Consider the following 13,738-nt stretch of genomic DNA (forward strand, 5'->3'; position numbering starts at 1 on the left):
TGGGGTCAGAGCCCTTTGCGCTGCAAAGGGATCCGACCCCTGGACCACCGTCCTGGGTCAACGCTGGCCGAACAGGTGCTTGCGCTCTTCGTCGCTGAGCGGCTTGCCGGCGTTGGGGTTCACCTGCTCACGCAGGGCATAGGCGCGCTGGGTCGCCGGGCGTGCGGCAATCGCTTCATGCCAGCGCTTGAGGTTCGGGAACGCGGCGAAATCCACCGGCAGCTTGTCGTAGGCGCCGATCCACGGGTAGCTGGCCATGTCGGCAATGGTGTACTCGTCGCCGGCCAGGAAGGCGTGCTGGGCCAGGCGCTTGTCCATCACCCCGTGCAGGCGGCGTACTTCGTTGTCGTAGCGCTCGACCGCGTAGGGGATCTTTTCCGGCGCGTACACATTGAAGTGGCCCATCTGGCCGCTCATCGGGCCCAGGCCAGCCATCTGCCAGAACAGCCATTCCAGGGTGGTGACGCGGCCGCGCGGGTCGCTGGGCAGGAACCGGCCGGTCTTCTCGGCCAGGTACAGCAGGATCGCGCCGGACTCGAACACGCTCTGCGGGGTGCCGCCATCGGCCGGGGCATGGTCGACGATGGCCGGCATCTTGTTGTTGGGCGAGATGGCGAGGAATTCCGGCTTGAACTGGTCGCCCGAGCCGATGTTGACCGGGTGGATGCGGTATTCCAGGCCGGCTTCTTCCAGCAGCAGGGTCACTTTGTGGCCGTTCGGGGTGGGCCAGTAATACAGGTCGATCATGGCGGCGGCTCGGGGTGCGGAAAGGAACCCGAAGTCTAGTGCGAGAGTTGGGTTGGCACCGTCACGGCGGGCCGGTAACCTCGCCTCTCCCCCGCAACGCAGCATCCTCCGCATGAGTGCAAACCGCCCGCCGCTCTCCCCGCTGTCCACGCTGATCTTCGCCTCGCGCTGGCTGCAGCTGCCGCTGTACCTGGGCCTGATCGTGGCGCAGTGCGTCTATGTGTTCCTGTTCGGCAAGGAACTGTGGCACCTGATCTCGCATTCGGCCTCCATGGGTGAACAGCAGATCATGCTGATCGTGCTGGGCCTGATCGACGTGGTGATGATCTCCAACCTGCTGGTGATGGTGATCGTGGGTGGCTACGAGACCTTCGTCTCGCGCCTGCGCCTGGAAGGCCACCCGGACCAGCCGGAATGGCTGAGCCACGTCAACGCCAGCGTGCTGAAGGTGAAGCTGGCGATGGCGATCATCGGCATCTCCTCGATCCACCTGTTGAAGACCTTCATCGCCAGTGGTGCGCTGGGTGGCATTCCGCTGTGCACGCCGGAGCAGATGAGCGTGGCCGCCGCCAACATCGGTGTCGCCCGCTGCTCGATGCTGACCCCGGACGGCGTGCTGTGGCAGACCATCATCCACTGCGTGTTCATCCTGTCGGCGATCGGCATCGCCTGGACCGACAAGCTGATGTCCAACAGCCACAGCAAGGCGCACGACAAGGCGCACGACCACTGATGTAACGGCCACCAGCGACGCATTGCCGCTGCCCTGTTCCGGCCATCGCCCTTGTACGCGGCGGTGGCCGGGATGCTAGATTGCTCCCTCGCCGTTGCCGGCGGTGGCGTCGGGAAACGTCACCCTGCCGCGCCCGGACCGCTGGTCCCGGCCATGCATATCAATGATTTACGTCACGTCGTCTTCTAGAGGGGAGCAGGATGTCGCACGTCTCAACGATCACCGCCGCGCGCCGGTGGCTGCCGGTTGCCCTGGCACTGGCACTGGCCGCCTGCTCGGGCAAGGAAGAAACCCCGGCGCCCGCACCCGCCACGACGCCCGCCGCGGCTACATCGACAGCACCGGTGGTCGCCGCCAAGGTGCAGTCGATGGGCACCGAACAGCTGCGCGAATCGGCCAGCCAGGCGCTGCGCGAGAACCGCATGTATGCACCGGCCGGCGACAACGCCATCGAGTACTACCTGGCGCTGCGCGACAAGACGCCGGACGACGCCTCGGTGAAGAGCGCGCTGACCGATCTGCTGCCCTACACCCTGATCGCCGCCGAGCAGCACCTCGGCCGTGAGGACTACCCCGAAGCGCAGCGCCTGGTGGCGCTGATCGAAAAGGTGGACGCCTCCGCCCCCGCCCTGCCGCGCCTGAAGGAAGGCCTGGCCAAGGGCGTGGAGAACGCGGCCAAGCGCACCGAGACTGAAGCCGAGAAGGCAAAGAAGGACGCCGAAGACCGGACCAAGCAGCAGGCCGAACAGCAGCGCCTGACCGAGCAACGCGCCAAGGAAGCCGATGCGGCCAAGCAGATCGCCGCGCAACAGGACGCCGCGCGCCGCGACAGCGAGCGCCAGGAAGCCGAGCGCCAGGCCACCGCCCGCCGCGAGGCCGAGCAGAAGCAGCAGCAAGCGGCCGCCCAGCAGGCCAGTGCCGCACGCCAGGCCACGGCAGCGGCGGCACCGAGCCTGCGCCCGGTCAGTACGCCGGCACCGCGCTATCCGGCCGAGGCGCTGCGCGCAGGCACTTCCGGCGAAGTGCTGGTGGAGATCACCGTCGGCACCGACGGCTCGGTAGTCAACGCCCGAGTGCTGCGCGCGACACCCGGCCGCGTCTTCGACCGCGAAGCCCTGAACGCGGTCAAGCGCTGGCGCTTCGAGCCGGTCAACGCACCGGTCACCACCCGCCGCACCCTGGTGTTCGCACCGGGCGGCGGCTGACCGCCAAAAGGGGACGGAGGGGATTAAGTCGTTTCCGCCCCCTCCATGACGCCAAGGCCCGGTCCGTCCGGGCCTTGTCCGTTTCAGCAGACGCTGTCGATCAGGCGTTGCAGCGCCGGATCACGCGCGGCCAGCACCTGGAACAGGCCCAGCGCATGCAGACCCGGCAACAGTGCGCGCAGGTCGGCCTCGGCGGTGGTGCGGAGGGTGGGATCACTGGCCGGGTCCTGCCAGTCGCGGACACTGGCCAGGAACGCGCCAACGCTGCCCTTGCGTACGGTGAGGCCGTTCACCTGCACGTCGTTCTGGTGATCGGGGAGGATGTCCTGTGGCTGCATAGGGAAGCGCTCCGTTGAAGTTGGCTCCAGTGTCGGGGCCCGGACGCGACGTTTCTGCCGTATAACTGCCAATCGATATGGCAGATCAGACAACCACCGTATTACTCGACCCCGCGTTGGCCGATGCCGCCGACGGACCGGTGGTGCTGGCGGCCCGGCTGCGCCAGCACGGTATGCGTCGCACGGCCCGCCACCAGCATGCACGCGGCCAGCTGCTGGGTGCACAGCAGGGGCTGCTGCGGATCGCCGCCGACGACCTACACTGGCTGCTGCCCGCAGGTCACGTCGCCTGGATACCGCCCTTGCTGCCTCACGCGCTGCTGAGCGCAGACGGGTTCGATGGCTGGAGCCTGTACTTCAACGCCGAGGCCTGCCTGGGTCTGCCCTCCACACCGCGCATTTTCCAGCCCAATGCACTGCTGCAGGCGGCGACAATACGTGCGCTGCGATGGCCCCATCGGCCGCTGGATGCTGCGCAGGCACGACTGGCCGGTGTGATCGCCGATGAGATTGCCGCCAGCACGCCTCTGCCGCTTGCCCTGCCACAACCACGTGACCGGCGACTGCAGAAGATCGCCGCCGCACTGGCGCGCGCACCGCACGACAACCGCAGCATCGAGGACTGGGCCACCCGCAGCGGTCTGTCCAGCCGCAGCCTGGCGCGCCATTGGCTGGCCGAGACCCACATGACGCTGAGTCAATGGCGGCAACGCCTGCGGGTGCTGCTGGCACTGCCACGCCTGCTGTCCGGCGAGCCGGTGATCAGCGTCGCGCTGTCCATGGGCTACGACACACCCAGTGCCTTCATCGCCGTGTTCAAGCGCGAGATGGGGGTGACGCCTGCAAGGTATGGAAAAGGGGACGGAGGGGATTAAGTCGCTTCTGCCCTACCCCACACCATCTCGCGGCATCGCCTGATGCCCTCCGCAGTTACAGCCGCGGCACGCTGGTTGCTCCTCGGACCCGTGAGCTCCCATGCCTCGACAAGCACGCCTGATGCTGGCCGGCCAGCCTTACCATGTAACCCAGCGCGGAGTGAACAAGGGGGCGATCTTCGTTGACGATATAGACCGCCAGTTGTTTCTGCATCTGTTGCACGGCGCCTTCCTGAAACACCATGTCGCGCTGCACGCATACGTACTGATGGGCAATCACGTCCATCTATTGGCCACACCCTCCACTCAGGTCGGCTTGGCCAACGCGATGCGGATGCAGGGCAACAACTATGTCCAGGCGTTCAATCAGCGGCATGAGCGCAGCGGACCTCTCTGGCAGGGCCGATTCCATTCTTCGATGGTGGACAGTGATGCCTACTTGCTCAGCGTCTATCGCTACATCGAACTCAATCCCGTTCGCGCAGGCATGGCAGCCCATGCGGAAGATCACCCATGGTCGAGCGTGCATGGAAACCTGCAGCGCCGCGATGATCCGATGCTGACGGAACATCCCGCCTTTCAGGCACTGGCCCCGACCAAGCGACAGCGGACGACGCTCTATGCGCAGTTCCTGCGGGATCTGAATGCGTCCGCCGACCTGCCTGCAATCCGCGCCCACAGTACTGCGCAACATCCATTGGGAAATGCGACGTACTTGCAAATGGTGGAAGAAACACTGGGGCGACCGGTGGTGCTGCGCAAGCGGGGACGCCCCCGAAAGGCGGGGATGGGAGAGGCAGAAACGACTTAATCCCCTCCGTCCCCTTTTTCCGGTCAGCCGGAGATCGCCAGGCGCTCGTTGTGGTAACGGCGCACGACGGCGAACCACAGCAGTGCGGCCAGGCCGAGGCTGGCACCGAGATAGATGGCCCACACCGCCGGCGTGATCGTCTCATGGCGGATCACCTTCAACAGCATCTGGTTCTGCGACAGGAACGGCACGGCGTACTGCCACAGCTCGCTCTTCAGCGGGTACGCCACCAGTGCGTAGCCAGGCATCATCGGCAGCAGCATCAGCCAGGTCATATGGCTCTGCGCTTCCTTCATGCTCTTTGCCGCCGCCGACAGGAAGGTCAACAGCGAGGTGCCGATCATCAGCATCGGCACCATCACCAGCAGCATCTGCAGCATCGAGGCGACGTTCATGTTGAACTGGCGGCCGATGTTGCCGGGCGCGATCTGTGCGCTCACCTTGAATGCGACCAGGGTCAGCAGCAGTGACACGAAGCCAACCACGCAGGCAGCCGCGATCTTGCCGCTGACGATCGCGCTGCGCGAGCCGGGCGTGGCCAGCAGCGGTTCCAGTGACTGCCGCTCGCGCTCGCCGGCGGTGGCGTCCATCACCAGATAGGCACCGCCAATGAACGAGGTCAGCGTGAGCAGCACCGGCAGCAGCATCGACAGGATCATGCCGCGCTTGGCCTCGGCACTGGCCAGGTCCTGGCGTGCCACGTCCAGCGGCCGCGCTACCTGCGCGTCGACGCCACGCGCCATCAATCGCAACGCACCGACCTGGCCGTTGTAGGTGGCCAGCGCCGCTTCCAGCCGCGCACTGGGCACTTCAGCGGCACGGCGGGTACTGTCCTTGATCACTTCCACCAGCGCCGGCTTGCCGTCGGCCCAGTCCTTGCCGAAGTCATCGCTGATGCGCAGCGCCACGTCGATGTCCTGGCTGCGGATGGCCTCGGCCAGGTCCTTCGGCGCCGGTGCGGTATTGAGCCCCTGTGCGGCGAGGAAGCGCACCAGGTTCGGCGCATTCTCTGCACCGATGGTTGGAATCTGCAGCGGCTGTTCGATCTGGGTGCGTACCCGGCTCTCGGCCAGCTTGCCCATGCCCAGCAGCAGCACCGGGTACAGCAGCGGCCCGAACAGCAGGGTCAGCAGCAGCGTGCGGCGATCACGGGAAAGGTCGCGCAGTTCCTTGCGCATCACCGTCATCAGGGTCGTCATCATGCTCATGCGTGCAGGCCCTCTTCGCTGCCGATCAGTTTCACGAACGCGTCTTCCAGGTTGGATTCGCCGGCTTGCGCACGCAGTTCATCGGCGCTGCCGGCAGCCATCACCGTGCCCTTGGCGATGATCACGATGTGATCGCACAGCGCGGCCACCTCCTGCATGATGTGGCTGGACAGGATCACGCAGCGGCCCTCTTCGCGCAGGCCCAGCAGGAAGCGGCGCAGTGCGCGCGTGGTCATCACGTCCAGGCCGTTGGTCGGCTCATCCAGAATGACGTTGCGCGGGTCGTGCACCAGCGCGCGGGCGATCGCGGTCTTGGTGCGCTGGCCCTGCGAGAAGCCATCGGTCTGGCGGTCGAGGATGTCACCCATGTCCAGGGCATGCGACAGCACTTCGATGCGTTCGCGGATGCGCTCGGCCGACAGGCCATGCAGCTCGCCGAAGTAGGCGATGTTCTCGCGCGCGGTCAGGCGCTTGTAGACGCCACGCGCATCGGGCAGCACGCCAAGGTGGCGGCGTACTTCCACCGGATTGCGTGCGGCGTCGACACCATCGACGCTGATGCTGCCCTGGTCCGGGGTCATCAGCGTGTACAGCATGCGCATGGTGGTGGTCTTGCCGGCACCATTGGGGCCCAGCAGGCCGGTGATGCGGCCGTCCTCGGCGCGGAAGCCGACATTGGAGACCGCCTGGATGCGGCCGGTGCGGGTGTCGAAAGCCTTGTGCAGGTTGTCGGCGACGATCATGGTTCCCATCCGTTGAACGAGGTGAACGCCGGCACGTAGCTCAGCGTGTCCAGGCAGCCGGCATCCAGCGCCTTGGCATCGGTCTTGTCGATGAACTGGCCGAGCAGGCGCGGCATGCAGCCAGCACTCAGCGTGCCGTGGCCCTGGCCGCGGGCGACCAGCGCGCGGCCATTGGGCAGGCCCTTGAGGACCTGTTCGGCATAGCGCGGTGGCGTCACCGGGTCGAGTTCACCGGACAGCAGCAGCGCCGGTACGTCGCTGCGCAGCGGCACGGCATTGGCCGCTGGCGCCGGCTGGTGCGGCCATACCGGGCAGGCCGCGAAGAAGGCACTGGCCACGTCGTTGCCGAACAGTCGCTCCGGGTCCTCGGCCGGCGCCTTGTAGCGCGGCGCATCCTCGCTGCAGATCACCGACCACTGCATGCCTCGGTTGATCTGGAAATCCATGCTGCGGTTCGCACCGCGTGCCAGCGACGCCAGCGGTGCATAGCGGCCATGCGCGGCTTCATCGAGCACCAGCGGCAGCAGCGAGGAATACTGCGGCACATAGGAGAAGGCGAACGCCAGGCCGATCACGCTGTCCGGACTCAACACATCCTGTCGGGTCTGGTTGGTGCCGGGGTCGCGATACTCCACCGAGACCGGCGCACGGCGCAGGGTCTCGACCACGCTGCGCAGCTGCGCGCGGGTGTCGGTCGGGAAGCGTTTGCTGCAGGCGGCATCCTTGCGGCACTGCGCCGACTGCAGGGCGATCGCATCCTCGAACGTCGTGGCGAAGTCACCGCCCACCACCAGTTCATTGGGCACTACGCCATCGATGACGATGCTGCGGGTGTGTTGCGGGTAGGCGCCGGCATAGCGCTGGGCCACGCGGGTACCGTAGGAGCCGCCGACCAGGTTGAGCTGGTTCACACCGAGCGCCGCACGCACTGCATCCAGATCAGCAATCGCCTCGGTGGTGGTGTAGAAGCGCGCATCGGCGCGCCCCTGCAGCGAAGCGGCGCAGCGCTCGGCGTAGGCGCGCAGCGACGCTTCAGTGGGTGCGGCATCCTCGTCCATGGCCAGTTCCTTGCCATCCGCGCCAAGGCAGCTGAGGGGGTTGGAGCCGCCGGTGCCGCGCTGGTCGATCAGGAACACATCACGCTGCTTGCGCACCTGGCGCAGCGCGGTATCGACGATGACCGCCACTTCGCTGGCCGCCTGGCCGGGGCCACCGGCCAGGAAGAACACCGGGTCGGGCTGGCTGGAGCCGCTGCTGCCCGATTCCAGCCAGGCAATGCGCAGGCCGATACGTCGGCCATCGGGCTGGGCCCGGTCCTCCGGCACCTGCAGGGTGGCGCACTGCGCTTCCACGTTGGCGCTGGCGCCTTCTGTAGACAGCGTGCAGGGCTGGAAGTCGATCGTGCCGAAATGGCGGCTGGGTGCATCGCTGGCGCCTTCGGCGCCGGGTGATGGTGACTGGCTGCAACCGGCAAGCATCAGGCTGGCTAACGCTGCGGCCAACGCGAGGTGGTGTCTGTGCATCGTGCTCGTTTCCCCTGGAGGACGTTCCTGGCAACCACGACGGGCTGCCGCGGAAGATGTGACTCAACTTACACGGGCACGGCGTCGTCGGCGATGGGCAGACGCGAAATCTCCGCCGGCGTGGCGCAGACCAGGCGATCGCGGCCCGCGGCCTTGGCCCGGTACAACGCGGCATCAGCCGCTGCCAGCAACGTCGACAGGTCACCCTGGCCCTCGTCCATGGCCAGGCCGATGCTGGCGGTGACGCTCACCGGCCCACTGGCCAGCAATGCAGGGTACTGCTGCAGGCGGGTGCGGATTGCCACTGCCCGCTCCATCGCAGCGCGTTGCGTGCGTCCCTGCAGTACCAGCACGAACTCTTCGCCTCCATAGCGGCCCAGCAGGTGATCGTGGCCCTGCACGCAGTGCTGCAGCAGGTCAGCGAAGTGGCGCAGTACCTGGTCTCCGGCCAGGTGGCCGCAGCGGTCATTGACCTGCTTGAAGTGGTCGACGTCGACCAACAGCAGGGCCAGCGGACGGCCCTGCCGGCGCGACCGCTGCAACTGCACCTGGCCATCGGCCAGCACCGCGCTGCGGTTGAGCAGGCCGGTCAGGCCATCGGTGCGCGCGGCATGCCGCAGATCGACCAGCATGCGCTCGACCAGCAGCAGCACCATCGCGAAGCAGCGCGCCAGTTCCAGCATCACCCCGGCAATGTAGGTGACGAACATCGGCGAGCCGGTACGCATGATGTCCTCGCCCGCATCGGGTGCCACCGGCAGGAACAGGCGCACGGCGTACAGCGCAGCCTCGGCCAGGAACACCGCCGCCGCGAGCCGGCAGCTGGTGCGCTGCTGCGCCGGTGCATGTCGCAGCAGCAGCCATGCGATCCAGCCATCGACGATCAGCGCGAACACACTGAACACCTGCAGGCGCAGGTGCAGGTTCGGCCAGAGCACCAGGAAGGCGAAGATGCAGGCCATGAACGCAGCTGCCATCAACAACGGCCGCCACAGCGGCAGCGGCTGTTCCAGATGCAGCGCCACGCCGCGCAGCATCAACACCGCGCAACCGGCCATCGCCGCATTCCCGGCCAGTATGGCCGGCGCCAACGGCAGGTAGGGTCGCAGCGCCAGCAGGGTCACGCCCAGGGTCAGCAGCCATAGACTTGCGGTCCACAGGCGCAGCACTGGTTGCCCGCGCAGCACCACCAGCAGCAATGAGAACCCCACGGCGATGCCGATGCAGAGCAGGAAGCCAAGCACGGTGATGGTGGGGAAATCCAGGGACATGCGGCGCTCGTCGACCGGGGCGGCGCGCGCATCTTAGCGCCTTGTGGTGCAGTCCCCATGGCGCTGTCCGGTCCGGGGGTGATGCGGGGTCGGAAAACGGCGAGCAGGTCCGGCGACGCATGCGCAGACTCCGTAGGAAATCCAAGGAGACCTCCATGCACACCTGGTACCTCGGTGGCCTCGACCACCGCCCCTTCCAGCACCTGTTCGAGAAAAGTGAGCGCGAACTCGCAGCGCTGGGCATCCAGCGTCGCTGGGCCGGCGAGAGCGGCGGCCATCCCTGCCGGATCAGCCTGAGCGATCCACCCAGTGGCAGCGAACTGCTGCTGTTGTCGCATGTCCATCTGCCCCTGCACTCTCCCTATCACGCCTCCGGTCCGATCTTCGTGCAGCGCGGGGTGACCCGTTGCGTGCTGCCAGCGGGCGAGGTACCTCCCTATGTGCAACGGCGGATGATCTCGCTGCGCGCCTATGACCACGCTGCGCTGATGCTGGCTGCGCAGGTCTGCGCCGGCACCGACGTCGCCACGCAGCTGGACACCCTGTTCGCCGACCCAGCGGTGGCCTTCGTCCAGTTGCACAACGCGGCACATGGCTGCTTTTCATGCCAGGCCGATCGGATCGACCGCGAGATTGCCCAGCAGGTTCTCCACGACGTGATCGATGCCACGCCTGTCGCGTGACCGCCAACGCATACGTTCAGCCCCACGTGAAGCTGGCGGGAAGGGCTTCACACCCACAGTCACGGATCGGCGCTTCCGTGGTTCCTCAGCCTGCATCGCGACTCGATACTCGCCGTGGTGCCGCCGAAAGTCCGCCGTGCAGCGCAGCTCCTGCGGTCACCGTTCTCTTTCGACGACCACAAGGAAGCGCCATGTCATTCCGATCCACACCGCTGTTGCTGGCCACCTCGTTCGCCGCTGCGGGCCTCTGCCTGGCAGGCAGCGCGTTCGCCCACGGTACCATGACCACGCCGATCAGCCGCGTCTATGCCTGTTTCCAGGGCAACCCGGAGAATCCGACCAACCCCGCGTGCGCCGCCGCCAAGGCCGTCGGTGGTTCGCAGGCGTTCTACGACTGGAACGGCATCAATCAGGCCAACGCCAACGGCAACCACCAGGCCGTAGTGCCCGACGGCAAGCTGTGCAGCGGCAACAACCCGACCTTCCGCGGGCTGGATGTGAACCGCAGCGACTGGCAGACCACTCCGATCCAGGCAGACGCCAACGGCAAGTTCACCTTCGTATTCAAGGCAACCGCACCACATGCCACGCGCGACTGGCGCTTCTTCGTCACCCGCGACGGCTGGCAACCGGGCAGCCCATTGCGTTGGGCCGACCTGCAGGAATTCTGCACGCTGGGCAACACGCCGCTGTCGGCCGATGGCACCTACAAGCTGCAGTGCACGCTGCCGCAGCGCAGTGGCCAGCATGTGATCTACAACACGTGGCAGCGCTCGGATTCGACCGAAGCGTTCTACACCTGCATGGACGTGCGCTTTGAAGGAAGCGGCGGCAGCACCCCGCCGGCAGCGCAGTGGCAGGACGCCGGCCCGGTCACCGCGCGCGGCGAGCTGCCGGTTGGCACGACCCTGGCGCTGCGCGTGTTCAATGCCAACGGCAATGATGTCGAACGCGTGGAAGCGATCCTGGCCAACGGCCAGACCGCGGCCGCGCAATGGCCGTTGGCGCTGGCCCGCAAGGTCAATGCCAGTGCCCAGCATGCGCGCGTGGGCGTGCTCAACAACGGCGTGATCACGCCCTCCGCTTCGGCCACCGACAATCGCGTGTACCTGAAGAACGGCAACCGCTTCCAGCTCGACACCAAGGTGCCGGACCCGGGCACGCCGTCACCGGGCGGCGATTTCGACCACGTATACCCCGCCGGCATCGGCAGTTACGTGCCGGGCCAGACCGTGGTGAAGGGCAGCGATGGCAAGCTGTACGCCTGCCGCCCGTTCCCGGAAGGTGCATGGTGCAACGTCAACGCCGAAGCCTATCGGCCGGGTGCAGGCGCGGCCTGGCGTGATGCGTGGATCGCGTACTGAGGCAGTGATGCGGGAGGCGGTGCACAGTGCACCGCCTTTCGCCCGGATGGCGGCACAGTGAGCACCGTGTTGCAGATCGATCACGGCCTTCATCGATTTCAAACTTGTCCGATGTTGCCGACGGCCCTGCATGTGAAGACTGCGCGAGGTTTCCAACACTTCGCAAAGGAGTTCCTGCATGCACCTGTCCCACCGGGCAGTCCTCGCTCTGTCCGTCGTTGCCGGCCTGGCCTTGTCCGGCAGCGCCCTCGCCCACGGCACCATGTCCAAGCCGCTCAGCCGCGTGAAGCAGTGCCACGAAGGCAATCCGGAAAACCCGACCAACCCGGCCTGTGCCGCGGCCAAGGCCATCGGCGGCGCGCAGCCGTTCTATGACTGGAGCGCGATCGCGCATGGCAACGCCAATGGCAACCACCGCGACCTGGTGCGCGATGGCGAGCTGTGCAGCGCCAGCATCCCCAAGTACCGCGGCCTCGATCTGAATCGCAGCGACTGGCCGACCACGCCGGTGCGCGCCGATTCGCGTGGCCGCTACACCTTCGAGTTCCTGGCGCCGGCGCCGCACGCCACCCGAGAGTGGAAGTTCTACGTGACCCGTGACGGCTGGCAGCCGGGCAGCCCGCTGCGCTGGGCCGACCTGCAGGAATTCTGCACCCTGGGCAACGTGCCGCTGTCCGAAGGCGGTGTCTACAAGCTGGACTGCCCGCTGCCCAAGCGCAGTGGCCAGCACATCATCTACAACACCTGGCAGCGCTCGGATTCGCAGGAAGCGTTCTACACCTGCATGGACGTGCGCTTCGAAGGTGGCGGTGGCGTGGTTCCGCCGCCGCAGTGGCAGGATGCCGGCGCGGTGACCGCCAATGGCGCACTGGACGTGGACAGCACCGTGACCCTGCGTGTGTTCAATGCCAACGGCAACGACCTGGAGCGCGTGGAAACCAAGCTGGCCGCTGGCCAGACCAGCCCGACGCAGTGGCCGCTGGCCCTGGCCCGCAAGGTCAACGCCAGCGCACAGCACGCGCGCGTGGGTGTGATGAAGAACGGCGTGATCACGCCGGTCGCCTCGGCCACCGACAACCGCGTGTACCTGAAGCCGGGCAACCGCTTCCAGCTGGAAACCCAGGTACCCGGTCCGGGCCCGATCGATCCGGTCGATCCGCCGGGCGGCGACTTCGACTTCGTGTATCCGGCCGGCCTCGGCAGCTACAAGCCGGGCGAGACCGTGGTGAAGGGCACCGACGGCAAGCTGTATGCCTGCCGCCCGTTCCCGGAAGGTGCATGGTGCAACATCAACGCCGATGCCTACCGCCCGGGTACCGGCTTTGCCTGGCGCGACGCCTGGATCGCGTACTGAGGCAGGGCACCGGGGGCGGCGTGATGCCGCCTCCGGTGAGCATTTCAAGGCGCCATGGGGTTGCCGGCCAGCGGCCGGCACTACCCTGGCTTACTTGCTGCTGACGTACTTCTCGCGGCGGATCTGCGGGTTGCCCAGGCCCGCGGCCTTGAGCAGCTCGGCACAGGCATCGACCATGTCCGGGTTGCCGCACAGATAGGCGATGTCAGTGGCCGGGTCCGGGGTGAAGCCGGACAGCGCCTGCTGGACGTAGCCGTGCTGCACGTCCGGGTGCGGATCGGCCGGCAGTTCGCGCGACAGGCACGGCACATAGCGGAAGTTCGGATGCTTTTCGGCGAAGCTGTAGAAGTCTTCGCTGTACAGCAGCTCACCCGGGCTGCGCGCGCCCTGCAGCAGCACGATCTGCACACCGCGCTCGGCCATGGCCTTTTCCAGCAGCGGTAGCATGGAGCGGTACGGGGTGACGCCGGTACCGGTGGCAATCAGCAGGTAACGGGCGTTGTGGTCACCGGGATTCAGGCAGAAGCGGCCGTAGGGGCCGGACGCGCTGATCTGGCCGCCCTGCTGCAGTGCCTCGAACAGGGCCGTGGCGGCGCCGCCGGGTACGAAACTGACCGCGATATCCACCGCCTCGCCCGGGCCCAGCGCGTGGTCGTGGATGGTCGCCAGCGAGTAGCTGCGCTTGGTTTCGGTGCCGTCGGCGTAGCTGAAATGGACCTGGATGAACTGGCCGGGCTGGAAATCCAGCGGCTGCCCATCGTCACGCACGAACTGGTAGTGGCCGACGGTCGGGGCCAGCATGCGGCAGCCGACCAGCTTGAGGGGGAATTGAACAGGCACGACTTTTCGGGACAGTGTGTAGCCGGGGCAAGCCCTCGGGGTC

14 protein-coding genes are annotated in these 13,738 nt (G+C 66.9%); 7 read left to right on the forward strand and 7 right to left on the reverse strand.

Features of this window, described 5'->3' with window-relative positions; all coding sequences use genetic code 11:
* Positions 1 to 57: 57 nt before the first annotated feature.
* The gene (locus tag SMAL_RS19635) at positions 58 to 747 is read right to left on the reverse strand and encodes a glutathione binding-like protein (protein WP_012512428.1); all 690 of its coding nucleotides are present in this window, start codon (positions 745 to 747) and stop codon (positions 58 to 60) included.
* Positions 748 to 859: 112 nt separating this feature from the next.
* Between SMAL_RS19635 and SMAL_RS19640 the strand changes: the two genes are divergently transcribed.
* On the forward strand, positions 860 to 1,480 hold the full coding sequence (locus SMAL_RS19640; protein ID WP_006400856.1) for a TIGR00645 family protein: 621 nt from the start codon (positions 860 to 862) through the stop codon (positions 1,478 to 1,480).
* Between the two features lie 200 nt (positions 1,481 to 1,680).
* Complete coding sequence (locus SMAL_RS19645) at positions 1,681 to 2,685, forward strand: energy transducer TonB (RefSeq protein ID WP_012512429.1); 1,005 nt, start codon at positions 1,681 to 1,683, stop codon at positions 2,683 to 2,685.
* A gap of 83 nt (positions 2,686 to 2,768) precedes the next feature.
* Here the strand turns inward: SMAL_RS19645 and SMAL_RS19650 are convergent, their stop codons facing one another.
* A complete protein-coding gene (locus tag SMAL_RS19650) occupies positions 2,769 to 3,023 on the reverse strand; it encodes a hypothetical protein (protein ID WP_012512430.1) in 255 nt (84 codons plus the stop codon).
* A 77-nt stretch (positions 3,024 to 3,100) separates the two neighbouring features.
* Between SMAL_RS19650 and SMAL_RS19655 the strand changes: the two genes are divergently transcribed.
* Together SMAL_RS19655 and SMAL_RS19660 are read left to right on the forward strand one after the other, a co-directional pair.
* On the forward strand, positions 3,101 to 3,898 hold the full coding sequence (locus SMAL_RS19655) for an AraC family transcriptional regulator (RefSeq protein WP_012512431.1): 798 nt from the start codon (positions 3,101 to 3,103) through the stop codon (positions 3,896 to 3,898).
* 100 nt (positions 3,899 to 3,998) lie between these two features.
* A complete protein-coding gene (locus SMAL_RS19660) occupies positions 3,999 to 4,709 on the forward strand; it encodes a transposase (RefSeq protein WP_006400927.1) in 711 nt (236 codons plus the stop codon).
* Between the two features lie 23 nt (positions 4,710 to 4,732).
* On the opposite strand, the gene SMAL_RS19665 is transcribed toward SMAL_RS19660, so the two are convergent.
* The 4 genes from SMAL_RS19665 to SMAL_RS19680 form a co-directional block, all read right to left on the reverse strand.
* Positions 4,733 to 5,917 (reverse strand): ABC transporter permease, encoded by a 1,185-nt coding sequence (locus tag SMAL_RS19665; protein WP_012512432.1) that lies wholly within the window; start codon positions 5,915 to 5,917, stop codon positions 4,733 to 4,735.
* Positions 5,914 to 6,660: an ABC transporter ATP-binding protein gene (locus SMAL_RS19670; protein ID WP_012512433.1), complete on the reverse strand. Its 747-nt coding sequence runs from the start codon at positions 6,658 to 6,660 to the stop codon at positions 5,914 to 5,916. The genes SMAL_RS19665 and SMAL_RS19670 overlap by 4 nt, the downstream gene beginning before the upstream one ends.
* The gene (locus tag SMAL_RS19675) at positions 6,657 to 8,183 is read right to left on the reverse strand and encodes an alpha/beta hydrolase (protein ID WP_012512434.1); all 1,527 of its coding nucleotides are present in this window, start codon (positions 8,181 to 8,183) and stop codon (positions 6,657 to 6,659) included. Before SMAL_RS19675 ends, SMAL_RS19670 begins: the two co-directional genes overlap by 4 nt.
* A 68-nt stretch (positions 8,184 to 8,251) precedes the next feature.
* Positions 8,252 to 9,454, reverse strand: a complete 1,203-nt coding sequence (locus SMAL_RS19680; RefSeq protein ID WP_012512435.1) for a GGDEF domain-containing protein — start codon at positions 9,452 to 9,454, stop codon at positions 8,252 to 8,254.
* Positions 9,455 to 9,609: 155 nt separating this feature from the next.
* Between SMAL_RS19680 and SMAL_RS19685 the strand changes: the two genes are divergently transcribed.
* From SMAL_RS19685 to SMAL_RS19695, 3 genes are all read left to right on the forward strand, one after another.
* Entirely contained in the window at positions 9,610 to 10,137 is a 528-nt protein-coding gene (locus SMAL_RS19685) for a DUF1203 domain-containing protein (protein ID WP_012512436.1), read from the forward strand.
* Positions 10,138 to 10,328: 191 nt separating this feature from the next.
* Positions 10,329 to 11,501: a lytic polysaccharide monooxygenase gene (locus SMAL_RS19690; RefSeq protein WP_012512437.1), complete on the forward strand. Its 1,173-nt coding sequence runs from the start codon at positions 10,329 to 10,331 to the stop codon at positions 11,499 to 11,501.
* 178 nt (positions 11,502 to 11,679) lie between these two features.
* Positions 11,680 to 12,855: a lytic polysaccharide monooxygenase gene (locus SMAL_RS19695; protein WP_006401059.1), complete on the forward strand. Its 1,176-nt coding sequence runs from the start codon at positions 11,680 to 11,682 to the stop codon at positions 12,853 to 12,855.
* Positions 12,856 to 12,945: 90 nt separating this feature from the next.
* Here the strand turns inward: SMAL_RS19695 and SMAL_RS19700 are convergent, their stop codons facing one another.
* Positions 12,946 to 13,695, reverse strand: coding sequence for a ferredoxin--NADP reductase (locus SMAL_RS19700; protein WP_006401061.1), 750 nt, complete (start codon positions 13,693 to 13,695; stop codon positions 12,946 to 12,948).
* Between the last annotated feature and the right edge of the window lie 43 nt (positions 13,696 to 13,738).

This window comes from Stenotrophomonas maltophilia R551-3 (assembly GCF_000020665.1).
GTDB lineage: Bacteria > Pseudomonadota > Gammaproteobacteria > Xanthomonadales > Xanthomonadaceae > Stenotrophomonas > Stenotrophomonas maltophilia_L.

What these genes read in the sequence shown, in the direction of transcription:
- SMAL_RS19635 (WP_012512428.1), bottom strand. Translation starts at nt 747, where the DNA reads ATGATCGACCTGTATTACTGGCCCACCCCGAACGGCCACAAAGTGACC.
- SMAL_RS19640 (WP_006400856.1), top strand. Translation starts at nt 860, where the DNA reads ATGAGTGCAAACCGCCCGCCGCTCTCCCCGCTGTCCACGCTGATCTTC.
- SMAL_RS19645 (WP_012512429.1), top strand. Translation starts at nt 1,681, where the DNA reads ATGTCGCACGTCTCAACGATCACCGCCGCGCGCCGGTGGCTGCCGGTT.
- SMAL_RS19650 (WP_012512430.1), bottom strand. Translation starts at nt 3,023, where the DNA reads ATGCAGCCACAGGACATCCTCCCCGATCACCAGAACGACGTGCAGGTG.
- SMAL_RS19655 (WP_012512431.1), top strand. Translation starts at nt 3,101, where the DNA reads ATGGCAGATCAGACAACCACCGTATTACTCGACCCCGCGTTGGCCGAT.
- SMAL_RS19660 (WP_006400927.1), top strand. Translation starts at nt 3,999, where the DNA reads ATGCCTCGACAAGCACGCCTGATGCTGGCCGGCCAGCCTTACCATGTA.
- SMAL_RS19665 (WP_012512432.1), bottom strand. Translation starts at nt 5,917, where the DNA reads ATGAGCATGATGACGACCCTGATGACGGTGATGCGCAAGGAACTGCGC.
- SMAL_RS19670 (WP_012512433.1), bottom strand. Translation starts at nt 6,660, where the DNA reads ATGATCGTCGCCGACAACCTGCACAAGGCTTTCGACACCCGCACCGGC.
- SMAL_RS19675 (WP_012512434.1), bottom strand. Translation starts at nt 8,183, where the DNA reads ATGCACAGACACCACCTCGCGTTGGCCGCAGCGTTAGCCAGCCTGATG.
- SMAL_RS19680 (WP_012512435.1), bottom strand. Translation starts at nt 9,454, where the DNA reads ATGTCCCTGGATTTCCCCACCATCACCGTGCTTGGCTTCCTGCTCTGC.
- SMAL_RS19685 (WP_012512436.1), top strand. Translation starts at nt 9,610, where the DNA reads ATGCACACCTGGTACCTCGGTGGCCTCGACCACCGCCCCTTCCAGCAC.
- SMAL_RS19690 (WP_012512437.1), top strand. Translation starts at nt 10,329, where the DNA reads ATGTCATTCCGATCCACACCGCTGTTGCTGGCCACCTCGTTCGCCGCT.
- SMAL_RS19695 (WP_006401059.1), top strand. Translation starts at nt 11,680, where the DNA reads ATGCACCTGTCCCACCGGGCAGTCCTCGCTCTGTCCGTCGTTGCCGGC.